Raw genomic sequence first — 20,845 nt, forward strand, 5'->3', positions numbered from 1 at the left:
GTGACGCGGGTGTCAGCCGGTGTAGTAGCCGGTGACGTCGGCGATGAGGTCGACGGTGCCGGTGTGGTTGTAGAAGGTGACCTTGCCGTCCTTGACGGGCACGATCACGAGGTTGGGGACGGTCTGGCCGGCGGTGAAGTTGAGGTTCGAGGCGGCCCGCTGGGTGCCGTAGGGGTAGACCGAGACGAAGCCGGCCGCGGTCGGGTCGGTGGCGGTCACGTTGAGAACGACGGCGGTGTACGTGTCGCCGACCTCCAGCGACACGGTCTTGCCCGCGCCCACCTTCGCCTTCGGGACACCGGTGCCGTCGCGGGTGTCCATCAGCCGCTTGGGCTGCATGCCGGTGAAGACCGAGCCCTCACCGTCCTTGTAGTAGCCGGTGACGTCGGCGATGAGGTCGACGGTGCCGGTGTGGTTGTAGAAGGTGACCTTGCCGTCCTTCACGGGCACGATCACGAGGTTGGGGACGGTCCGGCCGGCGGTGAAGTTGAGGTTGGAGACCGTCGGCCGCGCGGTGCCGTAGGGGTACGCGGAGACGAAGCTCGTCGCCGTCGGGGCGGTGGCGGTGACGTTCAGGGCGACGGCGGTGACGCCGGGCTCGGTGACGGGCAGTGTCACGGTGCCGCCCGGTCCGACCTTGGCCTTCGGGACACCGGTGCCGTCACGGGTGTCCATCAGTCGCTTCGGCGTGACCGGCTGGTACTCCGAGCCGGAGGTGCCCTCGGTGTAGTACCCGGCGACATCGGCGAGCAGATGGACCGAACCGTTCTTGTTGTAGAACTCCACCCAGCCGTTCACGACCGGCACCGTCACCAGGTTCGCGGCGGTCCGGCCGGCCGCGAAGTTGAGGTTCGAGGCGGAGGTGCGCCGCGTGTCGTGCGGATAGACCGAGACGAAACTCGGCTCGGTCGGGTCGGTCGCCGTCACGTTCAGGACCACGGCGGTGAGTCCCTCGGTGGGCACACCGGCCTTGCCGGCCACCTGCAGTACCACGGTGCCGCCGGCCGGAACCCTCTCCTGGGGGACGCCGAGACCGCTGCGGGTGTCCATCAGCCGTGTGGGCGTCACCGGCGTGTAGGTGCCGGGAAGGGTCGTCAGCGAGCTGCCGGCGACGTCGAAGGCGTCCGAGGCTCCCCGAAGGGGGCCGAGGCCGTCGAGCGGATGGGCGGTCACCTCCCAGAGGTACTGCCCGGACTCGATGCCCCGGCCCTGGGAGTCCTTGCCGTCCCAGCGGACCCGGACGGCCGCTCCGGCCCCCCGCTCTCCGCTGTAGGTGCGGACGGTCTCGCCGTTGCCCTTGGCGACGCGCACCTGCCAGGAGCCCACCGCCTTGGAGAAGCGCCACACGGGCGACCACACGGCGGGCAGCGGCTCCACGCCCGCGCCCTCGAAGACCAGCGGCTCGACGGACTGCTCCAGCCGGGCGAGCGGCTGGGGTGTCACGCCGGTCTGCCGGACGTGGATGTCGCCGTCCGTGCCGACGAAGGCCACGCCGCCGCCGAACTTGTCGACGGTCCAGTCGATGCCACGGCCCGCCTCGGACATCCCGTACGGCAGATCGGCGAAGTCGGTGGTCTGTCCGGTACTCGCGTTCGTCAGCCGGAGCTCGCTGTCGACCTGCTGGACCACGAAGCCGTCTCCGAGCAGGGCGTCACCGACCGGCACCGGCACGCTCTTGCGCAGGGTCCGGTCGTAGACACCGGCCTTGTCCGTGCCGCAGGCCCAGTAGAGCCAGCGCCCGACGGCCTGGAGCTCGGTCGGCGCGCAGCCGGACGCGAGGTCGAGCGCGGCCGAGGTGACACCGGTGTTCAGGTCGTAGGAGTCGACCCGGCCGGCGGTGGCCGCGGGCTTCCACACCTTGGTGTCCCACAAGGCCGCGGCCGAGTCCGTGAGCGTCAGCTTCACGTCCGGCGTCGTGTCGTCGGGGTTCTCCAGGTCGACGGCCCAGGTGGTGTCACCGCTCCGCGCGAGGACGTAGCGGCCCGCTCCGTCGACGACCCGGCCGTTTCCGGGCAGCTCCGCCGTGCGGAGTTCCGAACCGGTGAGCGGGGCGTGGACGCGGGGCCCCGCCGAGAAGACCGACTCGCCGTCGCCCAGACCGGCCAGACCGGGCTCGTACGGGATCAGGGAGAGGCGCCGCGTCGGCGTGGGTGTGGACGACGCGGTGGTGTCGGCGTCGTAGAGCCCCGTCTCCTCGTGGAGTTCGGAGTTCCGGGCGAGGAAGCTGAGCCGTCCGGCGGCCAGCGCGAGGCCCCGGTCCGCCGACCGGACGCGCGGGACCTCGCGGACCGTCGTGACGCGCGGAGTGCCGTCGGGGGCGAGGTCGACGCGGCGCACCGCCCAGTCGGAGCTGCCCGTGCCGCCGGTGACCAGGAGGCCACCGTCAGGGGTGGTGGCGAAGTGCCCGCCGGCGTGCGGGAGCAGTTCCTTGGTCAGACCGGTGCCGATGTGTACGGCCTGGAGCGCCCCACCGCGCAGATCCTTGTAGGCCGGGACCTTCCGGGTGAAGACGATCCACTTCCCCAGGGCGGTGAACGGGCCCAAGTCGTCGGCGTTCTCCGCCGTGGTGAGCGGGGTCTCGTCGACCGTCGTGGGGTCGGTGCGCGGAGCCGAGAACAGCTTCTCCGCGGTGGAGTCGTAGTAGCCGATGCGGGTCTCGCCCAGCGAGACGTCGATTCCCTCGCCGAACATCGCCACCGGCTTCAGCGTGGCGGTCGCGTAGTCGAGGAGGTACTGGGCCTCGGACAGGTGCCCCGGCTGCCAGGTGCTCAGGACGGCGCCCCGGGTGTCCTGCGTGACGACCCGCAGCTCGCCGAAGGTTCCCGGGAGGCCCGTCACCGGCTGTTCGACGACGTGGCCGTTGACGACCCGGAGCAACTGGAAGGCGTCATAACGCCCTTGGGCGTCGCGTCCGGTGGTCAGCACGGTGTCCGCGGTGTAGGCGCCGCCGAACGTCCGGCCCTCGGGCAGCGCGAGCGTGAGGGCCGTGTGCTCGGTGGCGAGATCCGTCACCGTGACGCGGCCGGCCTCGGCCCTGACGTGAAGACCGGAGTGGCCCGCGGCCTCGTCGTCGGTGATCGACCTCTCGGCGCCGGTGGCCCCGTCCGTCCAGAGATAGCCGGGCGTGCCCTCCCGCCGGTGGGCGTAGCCGGTGCTCCCGGCCTGCGTCAGTTCCTCCTGCCGGGGCTGGAAGCGACCCGGGTCCTGGACCACGACGTCGGCCGCGGCGTTCGCGGCGCGGGCGTCGTGCGTGGGCGTCGGCCCGGCGGCGGTCGCCGTTCCCGTGGCCGCGGCGCACATGCCGGCGGTGATGCCGAGGGCCGTGGCGAGGGTTAAGGCTTTGTTTCTCCGCGCGCGTCGTGGTGCGTGGGCGTGAATGTTCAAGGGATTCCCCTCCGTGGAAGCCTGTGACAGGCGAGGGCGGGGGCCGTTGCGGCATGTGCACGCCGTCCCCTTCGGCACACCCCGCCCCAGGCGGTGATCGTAACAGCGGTCGGGGTGAAGGGAAACGGATTTTTCGAACCCGTTCAAACAGGTGGGGGGACGTTTCGGGGCCGGGTCGTCGCGGTGGACGGCCCGGCCCCGGGGCGGTTCGTGGCGGGGGGCTCCCGCCGTGGTTGTCAGCCGGTGAAGTAGCCCGCGGCGTCGGCGATGAGGTCGACGGTGCCGGTGTGGTTGTAGAAGGTGACCTTGCCGTCCTTGACGGGCACGATCACGAGGTTGGGGACGGTCTGGCCGGCGGTGAAGTTGAGGTTCGAGGCGGCCCGCTGGGTGCCGTAGGGGTAGACCGAGACGAAGCCGGCCGCGGTCGGGTCGGTGGCGGTCACGTTGAGAACGACGGCGGTGTACTTCGTCCCGACCTCCAGCGTCACCGTCTTGCCCGCGCCCACCTTCGCCTTCGGGACACCGGTGCCGTCGCGGGTGTCCATCAGGCGCCTGGGCTGCATGCCGGTGAAGCGGGACCCGGCGTCCTTGTAGTAGCCGGAGACGTCGGCGATGAGGTCGACGGTGCCCGCGTGGTTGTAGAAGGTGACCTTGCCGTCCTCGACGGGCACGACCACGAGGTTGGGCACGGTCCGGCCGGCGGTGAAGTTGAGGTTGGAGACCGTCGGCCGCGCGGTGCCGTAGGGGTAGACCGAGACGAAGCCGGTCGCCGTCGGCGCGGTCGCCGTCACGTTGAGGACGACGGCCCGCACACCCGGCTCGGTGACGGGCAGTGTCACGGTCCTGCCCGGTCCGACCTTGGCCTTCGGGACGCCGGTGCCGTCACGGGTGTCCATCAGGCGCTTCGGCGTGACCGGCTGGTACAGCGCGCCGCCCCAGCGCTCGGTGTGGTACCCGGCGACATCGGCGAGCAGATCGACCGCGCCGTTCTTGTTGAAGAACTCGACGTAGCCGTTGACCACCGGCACCGTCACCAGGTTCGCGGCGGTCCGGCCGGCCGCGAAGTTGAGGTTGGACGCGCTGGTGCGCGGGGTGCCGCCCGGGTACACGGAGACGAAGCTGGAAGCCGTCGGATTGGTCGCGGTGACGTTGAGGACGACGGCCGTGACCGTCGTCGCCGGGACGCCCGCCGTGCCCGTGACCTTGACCCGGGTCCAGCCGCCGGCACCGAGCTTGCCCCGCGGCACGCCGAGGCCGGTGCGGGTGTCCATGATCCGGGTCGGCGTCAGGGGGGCGAACGTGCCCGGGACCGTCGTCGCCGAGCTGCCCGCCAGCCGCACCGTGCCGGTCAGCGTCCGCTGCTCGGCGGGGGCGGTCCCGCCGACCGGGAGGACTTCCAGCGACCAGTGGTATGTGCCGTTCAGCAGGCCGCGCCCCTGGGTGTCGTGCCCGTCCCAGACCGCCCGGACCGCGGCCCCGTCGCCGCGGTCGCCGCCCGTACTGCGCACCACCACGCCGTCGCGGTCCTTGACCGTGAGGCGCCAGGGGCCGACCTGCCGGGAGAAGCGCCATACGGGCTTCCACTCCACGTCCGGTTCGAGGCCGACGCGGTCACCGAAGGACAGGTACGCCGGGACCGACGAGGCCAGGGCGGCCATCGGCTGCGCGGACACCGGCACCTGGCGGACCCGGATGTCCCGTGCGGCGTCGAGGTAGGCGACACCGCCCCCGAACCTGTCGACGGTCCACGTCTCACGGCGGCCCGAACCGGAGGAGGCCCGGAGGTCGGCGAAGTCGGTGGTCAGCCCGGTGGCCGCGTCGGTCAGCTTCAGCTTGTCACCCTCGTGGCGGACGACGTAGCCGTCGCCGAGCAGGGCCTCACCGGCGGGCACGGCCACGCTCTTCTTCAGGGTCCGGTCGTAGACGCCCGCCTTGTCCGCTCCGCAGGCCCAGTAGAGCCAGCGGCCGACGGCCTGGAGTTCGGTGGGCCGGCAGCCGGACTTGATGTCGACGGCGGCCGAGGTCTTCTTCGTCCCGAGGTCGTAGGCGTCGACCTGACCCGCCGTGGCGGCGGGCTTCCACACCTTGGTGTCCCACAGCGCCGCGGCCGAGTCCGTGGTGAACGGCACGTCCGGAGTGTGGATGTTGTGGTTCTCCAGGTCCCCGACGTACGCGGTGGTGCCGTTCTGGGCCAGGACGTACCGGCCGGAGCCGTCCACCACCCCTGCGGAGGTGGGAAGTCGGATGCTGCGCAAGGTGCTGGTGGTGGTCGGCGAATTGACGCGCGTGCTCGCCGCGTAGGCCGACTGGCCGTCGCCGAGTGAGGCCAGGCCCGCCGACGCGTTGATCACTCTCATCCGCAGTTTCGGGGCGGGCGGCGTGGCCGCCTTCGTGTCCAGGTCGTACAGGCCGTCCATGCCGTCCCGCTCGGTGTCGGCGAGGTAGCTCAGGCGTCCGCCGCCGAGCGCCAGACCACGCAGGGTCGCCGGGACCGGGGGGAGCGCGCGGACGGGCGTCGCCTTCACCGCGCCGCCGGAGTCGACGGTGATCCGCCGCAGGGCCCAGTCGCCGCTTCCGCCGCCGCCCACGACGAGGACGTCACCCTCCGGTGTGCGGACGAACGAGTCGTCCTCGGCCCGCGCGAGGACCCGTGTGACGGGGCCCCCTCCGACCGGGATCGCCCGCACGGCGTTGCCCTGCTCGTAGCCGTTCTCCGGGTAGGTCAGCGTGCGCTGGAAGAGCAGGGTGTCGCCGACGACGGAGAAGCGCTCGCCGGGGCCCTCCGCGCCGGTGGCCCCGGGGAGGTCGGTGGTGACGGGGGCCGCCGTCAGGTCGGCCCGCGGAACGGAGAGCAGCTCGTCCGCGTAGCTCGCGTGCGCCACGATGTGCCGCTCTCCCAGCGAGTAGGAGAAGGTCGGGGCGAACCTCTCCGGCAGGGGCTTCACGGTGGCGGAGGCGTAGTCGAGCAGGTAGAGGGTGCCGCCGTCGTCGCGGAACCGTACGAGCGCGCCCCGGGTGTCCTGCGCGAGGACGAAGAGCCGGCCCGTGGCCGCGGGCGGTTTCGCGACGGCCCGCTCGACCGTGGTGCCGTCGGCCGACGACTGCCACAGGGTCACCGAGGCCGGGGTGCCATCCCTGCCCTCGGTGTAGGTGACGGCCGTGTCGGCGTTGTACGCCTTGGCCCAGATCTGCCCGCCCGGAAGGGTGATCGCCTTCCGTGATCCGGTGGCCAGGTCGGAGACGGTGAGGGTGCGGGGCTGGTCGGCGGGAACGGAGTCGATCGTGGTCGAGAGCCCCGAGTGGTCCTCGGGCCGCGGGGTGGGGATGGGCGTGTGGGTCCCGGTCGCGAAGTCGGTCCAGACGGTACCGGTGCCCTCCATCCGGTGCGCGTAGCCACGGGTGCCCGCGTGCCACAGGAGCTCGTCGCGTGGCTTGTAGCGGCCGGGGGCGGGAATCACCGTCTCGTCCACGGCGGCCGGCGCCGAGGTGTCGGCGGCGGCGGGCCCCGCGGTGGCGGCGCACAGGCCGGCCGTGACGCCCAGGGTGACGATCATCGCGAGTGATCCGCGCGTGTGGACGCGCGCGTGACGGCGCATGCTGCTTCCCCCTTGGAAATGCCTGGTCAGGCTGGGGCGGGCGCCGCTACGGCCGACTGGTCCGGTCCGTCCCCTGCGGCGGAATCCGCCCGAAAGCGTGATCCTAACAGCGTCACCGGAGACACCGGAAGCGATTTTCGAACTCGTTCAAACGGTGCTCGGCCGGAAGGGAGTCGGGCTCAGTGCCTTTCGGGTGGCCTCTGGCCGGGCGGTCACGCCCTGGCACGCACGCTGCCGGCGTTGCCGACATGCCTCAGTAGCTCCGCTACAGCGACCTCCCGGGGCCTTGGAATCGAACACACCAGGCCGCGCCCGCCTGCCGTTCGAAGGTCACCCGGCAGGCTCTCAGCCGCGGCCGAGCACCACCGTTCCCGAGGAGCAGAACCAGCCGCCCGTGCCCGAGGCCACCGCCAGCTCCGGCAGGCTTCCGTCCGGCCTGCGGACCTGCGCCCCCGGCGCCTCCCCGCGCAGTTGTCGCACCGCCTCCACCAGCAAGAACAGACCCCGCATGCCCGGGTGGCAGGCCGACAGTCCGCCTCCGTCGGTGTTCACCGGCAGCCCGCCACCGCCCACCGTGAGGTGCCCCTTCCCGGCGAAGGCGCCGCCCTCGCCCTTCGGGCAGAACCCCAGATCCTCCAGTGTCACCAGCGTCATATAGGTGAACGCGTCGTATATCTGGGCGAGTTCGATGTCCGCGGGTCGTACCCCCGCCCGCTCGAAGGCCAGCCGGCCGCTGACCGCCGCCGGGGAGAGCGTGAAGTCGGGCCACTGCGACATCGAGGTGTGCGAGACGTACTCGCCGGTGCCGAGGACCCAGACCGGGGCCTTCGCCGTGTCGGGTACGTACTCCTCGGCCGCCAGCAGCACCGCGCAGCCGCCGTCGCTGCGGACGCAGCAGTGCAGCTTGGTGAACGGGTCGGCGATCACCGGGCCGCCCAGCACCTCGTCCACGGTGATCGGTTCGCGGAACATCGCCTCCGGGTTGGCGGACGCGTTCGCCCGCGCCTGGACGGCGACCTCGGCGAGCTGTTCCAGGGTCGTGCCGTAGGTGTGCATGTGTCGGCGGGCGGCCATCGCGTACTTCGCGACGAGGGTGTGGCCGTACGGCACATCGAACTGCAGCGGGCCGCGTGCGCCGAAGGAGAGGTTCGCGGTCCGGCGCCGCGCCTTGATGTCCGCGCGGGCGGTGGAGCCGTAGACCAGCAGGACGACGTCGGCGTGCCCCGCGGCGATGGCGTCGGCCGCGTGGGCGGCCATCACCTCCCAGGTGGCGCCGCCGACCGCGGTCGAATCGACCCAGCGAGGGCGCAGGCCGAGGTACTCGGCGACCTCCGCCGGGGCGAGGGTGCCCAGGCCCGCCGAAGCGAGGCCGTCGATCGCGGAGCGTCCGAGTCCGCTGTCGGCGAGGGCGCGGCGGGCGGCCTGGGCGTGCAGGGCGTAGGGAGTGGCGCCGTCGACGCGGCCACCGTCGGAGAGGGAGACGCCGACGACGGCGACGCGGCGCCCGGCGCGCTTCCGTGAAGGGGTGGACATGAATCTGACGGTACATCAGATGCGGTTCGGCGGGCAGGGTGCGGGCGCGAGGGTCCGTGCGGTGTGGGCGCCCGCACCGCCGCCCCGTTTCGCGCGGTGCGCCGATCCCGTCGACCCCCGGCCCTGTGCTTCTGTCGCGCCCCGGCCTAATATGACGCGCCGTCAGATATGGAGGGGAGCCCATGGACGCCGCCTTCACCGAGGAGCAGGACGAGATCCGCCGCACCCTGCGCGAACTGCTCGCCACGCACTGCGGACCCGCCGAGGTCCGTGCCGCCGTCGCGACCCCCGCGGGCTATGACGCCGGTCTGTGGAGCCGGATGTCCGGTGCCCTCGGGCTGTCCGGCCTCGCCCTGCCCGAGAAGTACGGGGGAGTCGGCTGCGGACCCGTCGAACTGGCCCTCGCCTGTGAGGAGACCGGCCGGGTGCTCGCGCCGTCGCCGCTCCTGGCGACCGCCGTCCTCGCCGCCCCGCTGATCGCCGCCCTGGGCGGTGTGGCGCAGCGCGCGGAGCTCCTGCCGCGCATCGCCGACGGCTCGCTGACCTGCGCCCTCGCCGTCCCGGGCGGCTCGCTCGCGCGAGCCCTCGGGCTCACCGGGGACGCCGCCGACGGCTCCTGGGCCGGGGGAGGCCGGGCCGGGGGTGTCCAGGGGCGGAGGGTGGACGGTCGCTGGCGGCTCTACGGGGAGGTGGCGCAGGTCCTCGACGGGCACAGCGCCGGGCTGCTCGTGGTCGCCGCGCACATCGGCGGTTTCGCGCGGAGCCGGACCCGGCTGTTCCTCGTGACGGACGGGGCGGCGGGCCTGGTCCGGGTGCGCCGGCCGACCCTCGACGCGACGCGCCCCCAGGCGGTCGTCCGGCTGAGGGACGTCGAGGCGGAACCGCTCGGGGAGGACCCTCCCGCCGGGCCGGGCCTGCCGGCGGCGCTGGCCGCCGTGGGGCGGACGGCGGCCCTGGTCCTCGCGTTCGAGACGGTCGGCGCGGCCCAGGCGGCCCTGGACCGGACGGTCGGGTACGTCGGGGTCCGCGAGCAGTTCGGCCGCCCCGTCGGCTCCTTCCAGGCGGTCAAGCACCGGCTGGCGGACCTGTACGTCCTGCTGGAGTCGGCGCGTGCCCTGGCGCACCGTGCCACGTGCGAGCCCGGGGCCGCCGGGCTCGCCCTCGCCTCGGCCCTGGAGGCGCTGCGGGCGGTGGCGGCGGACACGATCCAGCTCCACGGGGGCATCGGCTTCACCTGGGAACACGAGGCACACCTGTATTTCAAGCGGGCGGCGGCCGACGAGCTGCTCTTCGGGCCGGTCCACCGGCTGCGGGCCCGCGCGGCCGAGGCGACGGGCCTGTTCGGCGACGCTGCCCGGGAGGTGGCCCACTGATGGCGAGCATCGGCGTACGCATGATGCGGAAGGTGTCCTCCACCCGCGCCTTCTCCAAGGTGGCGCCGCACGTCGTGCCGGCGCTGGACCGGGCGGTGCACCGGCTGACCCGGGGGAGGGTGCTGCCGAGCGCCCGCATGCTGCCGGGCGTGGTCCTCACCGCGCGCGGGGCCAGGTCGGGGCTGCCCCGGCGGACGCCGCTGGCCTGCGTGCCGGAGCCCTCCGGTGGCTGGCTGCTGATCGGGTCCAACTTCGGGCGTGAGGGGCATCCCGCCTGGACCGGCAACCTGCTCAGGAACCCGGACGCGGAGGTGAGCTGGCGGGGGGAGGCGATTCCCGTGCGGGCGGAACTGCTGACCGGGGACCGGCGGGCGGCGGCCTGGCGGGTGGCGCTGGAGTTCTGGCCGCCGTACGCGATCTACCAGGCGCGGGTGGAGCGGGAGATCCGGCTCTTCCGGCTGACGCGGCGGGAGCCTGACCCCGGTCCGCCGTGACGCCAGGGCTTCGCCGGGCCCGGCCTGTGGTGACGGGTGTCCGCCCCCGCGTGATCCGCGGGGGTCCGGCCCCGCTCCGGCCGTGCCCGTGCCGCGCCCGCCCGCGGCGGGGCCGGACACGGGAACGCCGACGGCGGTGTCTCGCGGGAGGACCGCCGTCGGCGCGACAGGACGGATGAAGGGGACACGGCGCGGGCTACTTCACGGGCTTCTTCCCCGTGATGCCCAGATGGACCAACAGCGCCAGGTTCGGCTTCAGTTCGGCCTGCTTCACGCCCCAGGTCTGGAACCCCTTCTGGTGGCCGGCGACCGAGGCCAGCATGGCGACCAGGGAGCCCGCCATCGCCGCGGGGCTGACGTCCTTGTCGACCCTGCCCTTCGCCTGGAGTTCCTTCACCGCGTCCGTCAGGGAGTTGGTGACGGAGTTGAGGATCTTCATCCTGATCTTGTAGAAGCGTTTGTCGCCCTCGGCGGCCCCGAGGTCCACCACGCGCAGGATCGCGTCGTGCCTGCGCCAGAAGTCCAGGAAACCCTCGACGAGTTCCTCGGAGGTCGTCCAGCCGGCCTTGCCGACCCAGGAACGGCCGGAGAGCAGTTCGGTCAATCCCGTTCCCTCCTTGGCCATTTCCTCCGCGATCTCGAGGACGGCGCCCTCGACATCGGGGAAGTACTGGTAGAAGGTCGCGGGGGAAGTGCCCGCCTTCCGGGCCACGTCGATGACCTTGACGTCCCGGTACGGCGAGGAGCTGAGCATCTCGCTGAGGCAGTCGAGCAGCTTCTGCCGCGTCGCCTGACCGCGTCGTCCGGCCACGCGGCCGTCGACGGTGCGTACTTGTCCTGTCATGCCGTCAGCTTACCGACGGGTGATCGGCGCGCGATTCGGCCGACTGCAAATGGGGTGCGGGCCCCTCGGGGACCCGGGAGGGGGCTGTCCGGGCGTTCCATCGGGCCGGTCGTGTCCCGCGCGGCCGCGTCGGCCGCGCCCCGCGGCCCCCGGCCTGGTGTTCCCTGCTCGAACGGGATTATCAACAGCCTGTGGACAACTTCGGTGGACAAGCCGGGAAGCGCCCGGCCCGGCAGGCCCCCATCTGCCCCTATGTCAGCATTTCGAGGGGTGCGGTGCCGGACTTCCGGGCCTAGCGTGGAGCCATGGCCGCATTCACGGAGGGCACCCCGTGCTGGGTGGACGCGCAGCTTCCCGACCTCGAGGCGGGCAAGCGGTTCTACGGCGAACTCTTCGGCTGGACCTTCGACGCCGACCGGGACGAGGCCCTCAGCGACGGCGAACGGGTGGCCGGACTCCTGCCCAAGCGGGACGGCAGGATGCCGACCACCTGGACGGTCTACCTGGCCACCTCGGACGCCGGCACGCTCGCCGCCCGGATCAAGGCCGCCGGCGGGCGGATGATCATGGAGCCCTATCCCGTCGGCCCGTTCGGCGTGATGGCGCTCGCCGCCGATCCCGGCGGCGCGGTCTTCGGACTGCGCCAGACGGGGGAGGACGACGGCTTCGAGAAGACGATGCGGCCCGGTTCCTTTTGCTGGATGGAGGTCTACACGCGGGAGCGGGACGCGGTCGACACCTTCTACGCCTCCGTCTTCGGCTACCTGGGCCGCCAGATCGAGGCGGCCGAGGAGGGCCGGGACAGCGGATTCGACTACCGGGTCTGGTCTCCGCCCGGCTCCCGCTCCGAGCAGGACACCGCCTTCGGCGGCCGGGCCGTGCTCACCGAGGCGTTCCCGGCGGCGATGCCCGGCCACATCCTGGTCTATTTCGCCGTCCGTGACTGCGACGAGACCTGCGCCACGGCCGTCCGGCTCGGCGGACGCGTCACCAACCCGCCCTTCGACACCCCGCACGGCCGGATCGCCGTCCTGCACGACAACCAGGGCGCGCGCTTCGCGGTCCTGGCCGAGCCCACCGCCGCGGACCCCCCGGCCGGTCCGGCCGAGGCTGCGGCCGAGCCGGGCGCCGGGCTCGAGTCCGAGTCCGCGTCCGCGTCCGAGGGAACCGTCCCCGCCGACTCCGACGCTCCCGGCACCCCCGACGCCTCCGAGGCGCGCGACACTCCCGGCGGCGCGCCCGGAACCGGCACCGGCCCGGTCCGGGGCGCCGGCACCGGGCCGGGCTCGGCGGACGGCCCCCGGCCCGCTCCCGGACCGGGGTCGCCGGCCGGCGGGGAGCCCGGCGAAATGAGATAGGACACCCCGATCCGCCCCCGGGTTCGCCACCACCGCCCCGGACAGGAAGAATCAGGGCCACGGGGCCGTATTCTCATGGCCCGTACGGGGAGGTGGCAGGCAAGTGGAGCAGCTGACGCAGCACGACCCGAGACGGATCGGGCCTTTCGAGGTGCTGGGCCGGCTCGGCGCAGGTGGCATGGGTCTCGTGTACCTCGCACGCTCGGCGTCCGGGCGTCGGGTGGCGATCAAGACCGTGCGGACCGAACTCGCCGAGGACCAGCTGTTCCGCGTCCGATTCACCCGTGAGGTCGAGGCCGCGCGGGCCGTCTCCGGTTTCTACACGGCGGCCGTCGTCGACGCCGACCCGCGGGCGGCCGTGCCCTGGCTGGCCACCGCCTACGTTCCCGCGCCCTCTCTCGAGGAAATAGTGAACGAGTGCGGGCCGCTGCCGGCCCAGGCGGTGCGCTGGCTGGCCGCCGGTGTCGCCGAGGCCCTGCAGTCCATCCACGGCGCGGGTCTGGTCCACCGCGACCTGAAGCCGTCCAACGTCCTGGTCGTCGAGGACGGGCCGCGGGTGATCGACTTCGGTATCGCCTCCGGGGTCTCCAACACCCGCCTGACCATGACCAACGTCGCGGTCGGCACGCCCGCGTACATGTCTCCCGAGCAGGCCCGCGACTCGCGCAGCGTCACCGGCGCCAGCGACGTGTTCTCGCTGGGGTCGATGCTGGTGTTCGCCGCCACCGGCCATGCCCCGTTCCACGGTGCCAACCCGGTCGAGACCGTCTTCATGCTGCTGCGCGAGGGCCCTGACCTGGAAGGACTGCCGGACGAGCTGCGCCCGCTCATCGAGTCCTGCATGCAGATGGACGTCTCTCGCCGCCCCTCCCCGGCCGACCTCCAGGCGCAGCTCGCCCCGCACCTCTTCGGCTCGGGCAGCGACGACAGCGGCACGGCCTCCGCCTGGCTGCCGCAGAGCGCCACCGCGATGATCGAGCACCGCCGCGGCGGCCGGACGAGTCTCCCCGCGCCGGTCTCCGCACCGCCCGCGCCGCCCGTACCGCCGCGCCCGCCCCGGCCCGCACCGGAAGGGGGCGCGGACCCCCGTGGGAACGGCCACCCCGTCCCGGCCGGCCGGCACGCCGGTCCCGCGGAGGGCGGCGGTCCGGTCCGGCTCGCCGGGGCCACCGTCCCGATCGGGCCGGGGCCCCGGGTCGCCGACACCCGCGCCACCTTCGGTCTGGGGGCCGGAGCCGGTCCGGCCACCGGCTGGATCCGTCCGCCCGGCGGGGCGAACGGCACCGAGCCAGGTCCGCCCCCGGGTGCCCGGCCGCTGCCCTCGCCCGCCCCGCCCGCCGACGGCCCGTCCCCGGCCCAGCAGCAGGAGCCGGGTCTCTGGCGGCCCTGGCGTTTCCGGATGTCGAACGACGTCTGGGGCACCCCGGTCGTCGACGGCGACCTGCTGTACGTGACGTCCTTCGAGGTGCACGCCCTGGACGTGGCCAGCGGCCGACGCCAGTTCAAGACCCGCGACGTGGCCTGGTCCATGGCGGTGGAACAGGGTCGCATCCACGCCTCCGACGGTCCCACGCTGTACGCGCTCGACTCCTCCGACGGCGGCGAGCGCTGGCGTCTCGCGACGGACGCGTGGGTGTACTCGCTTCAGGTCGACCGGGGCACGCTGGTGACCGGTACCCGGGGCGGCGGGGTCCAGGCGTGGGAGGCGTCCACCGGAGCCAAGCTGTGGGAGGTCACCGGCGCGCAGAGCGACTTCGAGACCCCGGAGGCCGGCCCGTCCGTCCACGGCGACACGGTGTACGTCTGGCGGGACGCCCGGCTGTGGGCCCTGGAAGCGCGCAGCGGTGCCGAGCGCTGGTCGTACCCGGTCGGCGACGCCGCCTCCTGCGGCGGTGTCCCGGTCCGGGTGGCACCGGCCGAGGACGGCTGCGTGTACGTCGCGGCCGGCACCCGGGTGCTGTCGATCGACATCGCCGGCGGACACGTCCGCTGGCACTTCGAGGCACCCGCGGTCTTCCTCTCCCCGCCGGTCTTCGCCCCCGGGCCGGCCGTCACCGGCGGCGGCGTCTATCTCGCCGACTACCTCGGCACGGTCTACGCGCTGGACGCGGCCACCGGCCAGGACCGCTGGCGGATCGCCACCGAGGCCCGCCAGTCGGTCGAGCCGGTCCTGGTCGTCGACGGCAACGTGCACGTCGGCAGCGGAAGCGCGCTGTACACGCTCGACGCGGTCACCGGCACCCCGAAGTGGCGGTTCGCGGCGGGCGGGGAGCTGATCGGCGCCCCGGTCGTCGCCGACGGCCGGGTGCACTTCGGCTCCGCCGACCACGTCCTCTACACGCTGGACGCGACGGGCGGCCAGCTGCGCTGGAAGTTGGCGACCGGCGGTGAGATCACCGGTTCGCCGGTGGCCCGTGACGGGGTCGTGTACGCGTGCAGCAAGGACCGGTGCGTGTACGCCCTGGACGCCGTCAAGGGCACGGCCACGGGACGGTCCGCGGCCCGCTCCTGAGCTGAGAGCCTGTCGGGTCCCCTGAGCGGGCCCCGGTGGTGCGGGGCCGGTCCCGGGCGGTCCGGCCCGGCGGCGGCGCGGCCGGTGTCGTCAGGGCCGCCGCCCTGACGGCGGCCCCTCGTCCCGCCGCTCTCCCTCCGGCTCCCACGAGGGCGGCCCGTACGGTTCCTCCATCGTCCGTGTGGGCGCGGAGGACGGGGGCGGGCCCGGGTAGGTGTCCGGCGCGGGATGACCGCGACCGCCGGTTCCGTCGCCTTCCGGGGGCGGATACGCGGGCGCGGGACGGGGCGGGGTGTCGAGCCGGGCGGTGCGCGTCCTGCCGCGCCCGGACATGACCACCGCGCCCAGCAGGAGGAGAATCCCGCCTCCGACGGCGTTCGCGACGCCGTCGCCCAGCCCCGTACCGTCGCCGCCGACCGTCAGGCCGCCCTCGGCCTGGCCCACCCGCACCATCCACAGGATGGTGAAGCCGAGCACGATCAGCCCGGCGAGTGCCACCAGTGTCCGGGACCGGAGCACCACGCCGAGCACGGTGACCAGGGCCGCGAACGCGAAGGGGAGCAGGATCGAGCCGATCACCTCCGCCTGCGCGTCGGTGATGCCGGTGAAGAGGTCGTCGATGCGGTAGTCGCTGCCGTGACGGCCGTCGTACCAGGCACGGAAGGGGCTCCAGACGGCGGCCGTCGCTCCGGCGAGGGCCAGGACCGAGCCGATGACATTGCGGATCATCGATCGGCCTCCTTCGGTCCGGCTCTCGCTCCCGACGCTACGCCGGGCGGCGACGGCCTGCCACGTGGCGCCGGGCGGACCGGCGCGGGCCGGCCGCGCCGCCCGCGACGGGCCGCGCCGCATCGGCCGAACAGCCCCCGGACGAGGCCGATCCGGCGTCTTCATCACGCCGGACACCGCCCGGCGTGGCACTAGGCTGGCGCGAACACGACAGACGGCACGGGGGCTCGACATGACGACGGGGACGGCACGGAAGCGGGGACTCAGGCTCGCTGTGACACTCACGGCGGTCGCACTGGCACTGACCGGTTTCCAGACGAGCAGCGGCAGCGGCACGAGCAAGAGCTCGAAGAGCAGGAGCGGGAAGAGCAGGGGCGGCAGCACGTCCGGGGACTCCGGCGGCGGCTGCTCCCACTCCCGGAAGCGGAACGACGACTACGACTCCGACGACGCGGGCGGCGGGTCGCAGCACGCGACCGCCGCCCCCACGGTCGAGGCGTCGCCGAGCAAACGGTTCGAGGTCGTGGTCGTGGACTGCGTCCGGCCGGAACAGAAGAAGCGCGGCTCCAAGCCGGCCCGCAAGGCGGACACCACCTCCACCCTGCGGATCACCTCCCGCGAGAGCGTCGCGCAGACCTACGCGGTCATCCTGGCCTTCGAGGACGCCCAGGGTGCGCGGGTCGACACCGCCGAGCGGGTGATCACGGTCGAGGCCGGGGAGACGAAGACCTTCGAGGTCGCGATGAGGACCCCGAGGGCCGTCGACCGGGTGAAGGACTGCCGGGTGTCCGACGCGCGGGTGCGCGAGTAGGGCGCCGGGTGCGGGAGCCGCCGTGTGGCGGCTCCGCCGGGCCGAGCCCCCCGGGGTCGGTCAGCGCAGGCGGTGCCCGCCGCGGCGCCGGGCGAACAGCCCGGCCTGCCGCTCGGGTGGCAGGTTCCCCAGCGTGACCAGATGGGGTGCCAGGGCGAGGGCCGGCGCGCGGCCGGCCTCCTTGGCCGACCACAGGGCGCGGACCGTGCCCTGGACGGCCTCCGTGGGGTAGGAGGCGATGACGGCGGCGACCCGTCGGGCGGCGGCCAGTGCCCCGCCGGGCTCCGTGAGCTCGGAGACCAGACCCGTCTCGTAGGCCCGCCGGGCCGAGATCCGCTCGGCGGTCCCGGTCAGCGCCATCCGCGCGACCTCCCCGAACGGCATCCGCTGCGCCATGTGGACGGTCTCGAAGGCGCTGACCATGCCATAGGCCGTGTGCGGGTCGAAGAAGGCGGCCCCTTCGCCGGCGACCAGGAACTCCGCTTCCCCGAGGAGATAGAACGCCCCGCCGCAGGCCATCCCCTCCACGGCCGCGATCACGGGCTTCCACAGATCGTTCGCCTTCGGGCCGACGGTGAGCAGCGGATCGTCGATCGTGTACGGGGAGGAGGGCTGCGGGACCTCGGCGGCGCGGTCGATGCCGGTGCAGAAGGCCCGCTGCCCGGCGCCGGTGACGACGACCGCCCGGACGGCGTCCTCGTAGCGGAACCCGCGCCAGACGGCGGCCAGTTCGCGGGCCATCCCCAGGGTCAGGGCGTTGTGCTTCTCCGGACGGTCGAGGGTGACGACGGCGACCCCGGTCTCCTCGTCGCGTGCGACGGTGATGCTCATCCGCGCTCCAGCAGCCAGCGCGGTACGGCGAAGCCGTCGACGTCGGTGAAGACGACCCGCACGGCCGCGCCGATCCGCAGCCGGGCCGGGTCGACCGAGTCCAGGGGAGCGTCCGGGGCGGCGACCACGTTCCCGACGAGGCGGATGCGGGGTGCCTCGGCGAGTTCCACGACGACGACGTTGTACGGGGCCTGGGCGGCGTAGTCGGGCAGGAGCGGCGGATGGGGCAGGACGAAGGACCAGATCCGGCCGCGTCCGGACATCGGGCGCCACACGCTGTCGAAGGACTGGCAGCACGGGCAGCAGGGGCGGGGCGGGAAGCGGAGTTCACCGCACTCCGGCGCCGCGCAGCTCTGCACGCGCAGCTCGCCCCGGGCGGTGTACTCCCAGAAGGGGGCGCCGTCCTCGTCGACCACCGGTGTCAGCATCCGTGCCTCAACTCCTCACGCTCGCAGCAGAATCGCCGAAGTGGGAACCCCCTCGCCGGCCGTGACCAGGCAGGTGGCGGCATCCGGGACCTGGGCGGTGGAGGTGCCCCGGAGCTGTTTGACGCCCTCGTTGATCAGGTTGAAGCCGTGGACGTACGCCTCGGAGAGGCCGCCGCCGCCGGTGTTCAGGGGCAGCCGGCCGCCGATCTCCAGGGCGCCGCCCTCGGTGAAGGCCGCCCCCTCGCCCCGGGAGCAGAACCCGTAGCCCTCGAGGGAGAGCGGGACGAGTGGGGTGAAGGCGTCGTAGATCTGGGCGACGTCCACGTCCCGCGGTCCGAAGTCTGCCTGCTTCCAGAGCTGCCGGGCGGCGGTCCAGGCCGGGCCGGTCAGCGGGTCGTCGTTCCAGTAGTTGACCATCCCGTGGTGCTGGGCGGGCAGTCCCTGGGCGACGGAGTGGACGTAGACCGGCTTCCGGCGGCAGTCGCGGGCCCGTTCCGCGGAGACGACGACGCAGGCCAGCGCGCCGTCGGTCTCCAGGCAGTTGTCGAAGAGGCAGAGCGGCTCGCTGATCCAGTGGGCGGTCATGTACATCTCGCGGGTCAGCGGGCGTTCGTACATGACGGCGGCCGGATTCTGGTTGGCACGGTTGCGGCAGGCGAGCGCGACGTTGAAGAGGTGGTCGCGGGTGGCGCCGTACTCGTGCAGGTAACGGCGGGCGAGGAGTCCTATCTCGTCGGAGGGCCGCAGCAGTCCGAAGGGCCGGGTCCACTGTCCGGGGGTGGGGAGCTGGGTCCGGGTGTTCTTCCAGGGGCGTGGGCCCGAACCGCGCTTGCGTGAGCGCCAGGCGACGCCGACGCCGGCCTGTCCGGTGGCGACGGCGGCGGCGAGGTGGCCGACGGTGGCGCACGAACCCCCGCCGCCGAAACCGACCTTGGAGAAGAAGGTCACGTCCCCGGCGCCGATCGCCTTGGCGACCTCGACCTCGTCGGTCTCCTCCATGGTGTACGAGGCGAGGGCGTCGACCTCGGACGGGGCGATCCCGGCGTCGTCGAGGGCGGCGAGGATCGCCCGGCAGGCGAGGGTCTTCTCCGGCTCGGGGAGCCGTCTGGCGAAGGGCGTCTGCCCGATCCCGACGATGGCCGTGGCGTCCTTGAGCACGGTGTCCTCCCCGTTCGGCCATTACTGACAGCGCGTCAGGCTACCGCTAATCTGACGGATAGTCAGCAAGTGGGTTCCGGCGGGAAGTGGTGGGAGATGCGCGGCGACCTGGAATGGGGATCGATACCGAGGCTGGTGCGCGCGGCGGCCGAGCGCTACGGAGACGACGAGGCGGTCGTCGAGGGCCGCACCCGCGTCTCGTACGCCGGACTCGGCGAGCGTGTCGAACGCGCCGCGGCGGCCTGCATCGCCTCCGGGGTCCGGCCGGGCGACCGGGTGGCCGTCTGGGCGCCCAACAGCCTGGACTGGATCGTCGCGGCTCTGGGCGCGGTCACCGCGGGAGCCGTCCTGGTCCCGCTGAACACCCGCTTCAAGGGGACCGAGGCGGCCTCCGTACTGGAGCGCTCACGCGCCCGGCTGCTGTTCGTCACCGGCACCTTCCTGGGCACCTCGTACGTGGCCTCACTGCGTCGCGCCCGCGTCCGGCTGCCCCACCTGGAGAAGGTGGTCGTCCTGGCGGACAGCGCGCCGGACGACTATCTGACCTGGAAGGCGTTCCTGGCCGAAGGCGACCGGGTCCCCTCCTCGCGGGTCCGCGCGCGGGCCGACGCGGTGGGCCCCGACGACCCCTCGGACCTCGTCTACACCTCGGGGACCACGGGCCGCCCCAAGGGCGTGGTCATCACCCACGCACAGACCCTGCGCTGCTACGCGATCTGGTCCGACCTCGCCGGCCTGCGCCGTGGCGACCGCTACCTCATCGTGAACCCCTTCTTCCACACCTTCGGCTACAAGGCCGGGATCATCGCCTGCCTGATGCGCGGCGCGGTGATGATCCCGCAGCCCGTGTTCAACGTGGACACCGTCCTCGCGAACATCGCCGCCGAACGCGTCTCGGTGCTCCCCGGACCGCCCACCCTCCACCAGTCGTTGCTGGACCATCCCGCCCGCGCCTCCCACGACCTCTCACCGCTGCGGCTGGTCGTCACCGGTGCCGCGGTGGTGCCGCTCCGGCTGGTGGAGCGGCTGCGCGGCGAACTGGGCGTGGACACGGTCCTCACCGCGTACGGCCTGTCCGAGGCGAGCGGCATCGTGACCATGTGCCGCCGGGGAGACCCCTCCGACGTCGTGGCGACGACCTCCGGCCGCCCGATCCCCGGCACGGAGGTCCGGGTGTCGGAGACCGGTGAGATCCTGGTGCGCGGCCACCACGTCATGCGCGGCTACTTCGAGGACGAGGAGGAGACGGCCCGCACGGTCGACGCGGACGGCTGGCTGCACACGGGTGACGTGGGCGTCCTGGACGAGGCGGGCAACCTGCGGATCACCGACAGGGTCAAGGACATGTTCATCGTCGGCGGCTTCAACGCCTACCCGGCCGAGATCGAGCAACTCCTCGGCCTTCATCCGGACATCGCCGATGTCGCGGTCGTCGGCATCCCGGACGCGCGGCTCGGCGAGGTGGGCAAGGCGTTCGCGGTCCGGCGGTCCGGCGCACGGGTGACGGCCGACGACCTGATCGCCTGGGCGCGCCGGGAGATGGCGAACTTCAAGGTGCCGCGCGAGGTCGAGTTCGTGGCGGAACTGCCGCGCAACGCGAGCGGCAAGGTGGTGAAGGGGGAGCTGCGGGGGCGCTGACGGAGTCCGCCCTCAGGACCGGGCGCGGGCGTCGGCACCCCGGCCCCTCGTCCCGCGTCGGCGCCGGACGTCTCCGCGCGGGCCGGACGTCGGTGGCCGCCTCTGCATACATCACTCGCGCGCGAGTGCCTCGTGCCTCACGGGGCGTGTACGTTC

At 73.2% G+C, this 20,845-nt stretch carries 14 protein-coding genes; 6 read left to right on the top strand and 8 right to left on the bottom strand.

All coding sequences use genetic code 11. From position 1 onward, the window contains the following. Positions 1-12 precede the first annotated feature (12 nt). The 3 genes from OG393_RS18115 to OG393_RS18125 all read right to left on the bottom strand — a co-directional run bounded on the left by OG393_RS18115 (position 13) and on the right by OG393_RS18125 (position 8,513). Positions 13-3,300 (bottom strand): FlgD immunoglobulin-like domain containing protein, encoded by a 3,288-nt coding sequence (locus OG393_RS18115; RefSeq protein WP_327375703.1) that lies wholly within the window; start codon positions 3,298-3,300, stop codon positions 13-15. A gap of 320 nt (positions 3,301-3,620) precedes the next feature. Next, positions 3,621-6,980, bottom strand: a complete 3,360-nt coding sequence (locus OG393_RS18120) for a hypothetical protein (RefSeq protein ID WP_327375704.1) — start codon at positions 6,978-6,980, stop codon at positions 3,621-3,623. A gap of 345 nt (positions 6,981-7,325) precedes the next feature. After that, positions 7,326-8,513 carry a thiolase C-terminal domain-containing protein gene (locus OG393_RS18125; protein ID WP_327375705.1) on the bottom strand — a complete coding sequence of 396 codons (1,188 nt, stop codon included), beginning with the start codon at positions 8,511-8,513 and terminating at the stop codon, positions 7,326-7,328. A 182-nt stretch (positions 8,514-8,695) separates the two neighbouring features. On the opposite strand from OG393_RS18125, the gene OG393_RS18130 reads away from it, so the two are divergent. Further along, entirely contained in the window at positions 8,696-9,886 is a 1,191-nt protein-coding gene (locus tag OG393_RS18130; protein ID WP_327375706.1) for an acyl-CoA dehydrogenase family protein, read from the top strand. Beyond that, positions 9,886-10,380 carry a nitroreductase family deazaflavin-dependent oxidoreductase gene (locus OG393_RS18135; RefSeq protein ID WP_327375707.1) on the top strand — a complete coding sequence of 165 codons (495 nt, stop codon included), beginning with the start codon at positions 9,886-9,888 and terminating at the stop codon, positions 10,378-10,380. The genes OG393_RS18130 and OG393_RS18135 overlap by 1 nt, the downstream gene beginning before the upstream one ends. Positions 10,381-10,576: 196 nt before the next feature. Here the strand turns inward: OG393_RS18135 and OG393_RS18140 are convergent, their stop codons facing one another. Further along, positions 10,577-11,224 (bottom strand): TetR family transcriptional regulator, encoded by a 648-nt coding sequence (locus OG393_RS18140; RefSeq protein WP_327375708.1) that lies wholly within the window; start codon positions 11,222-11,224, stop codon positions 10,577-10,579. A gap of 305 nt (positions 11,225-11,529) precedes the next feature. On the opposite strand from OG393_RS18140, the gene OG393_RS18145 reads away from it, so the two are divergent. After that, positions 11,530-12,582: a VOC family protein gene (locus tag OG393_RS18145; RefSeq protein WP_327375709.1), complete on the top strand. Its 1,053-nt coding sequence runs from the start codon at positions 11,530-11,532 to the stop codon at positions 12,580-12,582. A gap of 103 nt (positions 12,583-12,685) precedes the next feature. Continuing rightward, positions 12,686-15,094, top strand: coding sequence for an outer membrane protein assembly factor BamB family protein (locus OG393_RS18150; RefSeq protein WP_327375710.1), 2,409 nt, complete (start codon positions 12,686-12,688; stop codon positions 15,092-15,094). A 90-nt stretch (positions 15,095-15,184) separates the two neighbouring features. Here OG393_RS18150 and OG393_RS18155 read toward each other — a convergent pair whose 3' ends face one another. Continuing rightward, positions 15,185-15,823: a hypothetical protein gene (locus tag OG393_RS18155; RefSeq protein ID WP_327375711.1), complete on the bottom strand. Its 639-nt coding sequence runs from the start codon at positions 15,821-15,823 to the stop codon at positions 15,185-15,187. Positions 15,824-16,097: 274 nt separating this feature from the next. Here OG393_RS18155 and OG393_RS18160 point away from each other — a divergent pair, with 274 nt between their 5' ends. Further along, on the top strand, positions 16,098-16,634 hold the full coding sequence (locus tag OG393_RS18160) for a hypothetical protein (RefSeq protein WP_327375712.1): 537 nt from the start codon (positions 16,098-16,100) through the stop codon (positions 16,632-16,634). Positions 16,635-16,694: 60 nt separating this feature from the next. On the opposite strand, the gene OG393_RS18165 is transcribed toward OG393_RS18160, so the two are convergent. From OG393_RS18165 to OG393_RS18175, 3 genes are read right to left on the bottom strand one after another with little or no spacing between them, the layout of a single operon-like run. Further along, a complete protein-coding gene (locus OG393_RS18165; RefSeq protein WP_327375713.1) occupies positions 16,695-17,465 on the bottom strand; it encodes an enoyl-CoA hydratase/isomerase family protein in 771 nt (256 codons plus the stop codon). Then, positions 17,462-17,893, bottom strand: coding sequence for a Zn-ribbon domain-containing OB-fold protein (locus tag OG393_RS18170; RefSeq protein WP_327375714.1), 432 nt, complete (start codon positions 17,891-17,893; stop codon positions 17,462-17,464). The genes OG393_RS18165 and OG393_RS18170 overlap by 4 nt, the downstream gene beginning before the upstream one ends. 15 nt (positions 17,894-17,908) lie before the next feature. Further along, on the bottom strand, positions 17,909-19,051 hold the full coding sequence (locus tag OG393_RS18175; RefSeq protein ID WP_327375715.1) for a lipid-transfer protein: 1,143 nt from the start codon (positions 19,049-19,051) through the stop codon (positions 17,909-17,911). Positions 19,052-19,147: 96 nt separating this feature from the next. Between OG393_RS18175 and OG393_RS18180 the strand changes: the two genes are divergently transcribed. Continuing rightward, a complete protein-coding gene (locus tag OG393_RS18180) occupies positions 19,148-20,689 on the top strand; it encodes a FadD3 family acyl-CoA ligase (protein WP_327378467.1) in 1,542 nt (513 codons plus the stop codon). The last annotated feature ends 156 nt before the right edge of the window (positions 20,690-20,845 follow it).

It is taken from the genome of Streptomyces sp. NBC_01216 (genome assembly GCF_035994945.1).
GTDB lineage: Bacteria > Actinomycetota > Actinomycetes > Streptomycetales > Streptomycetaceae > Streptomyces.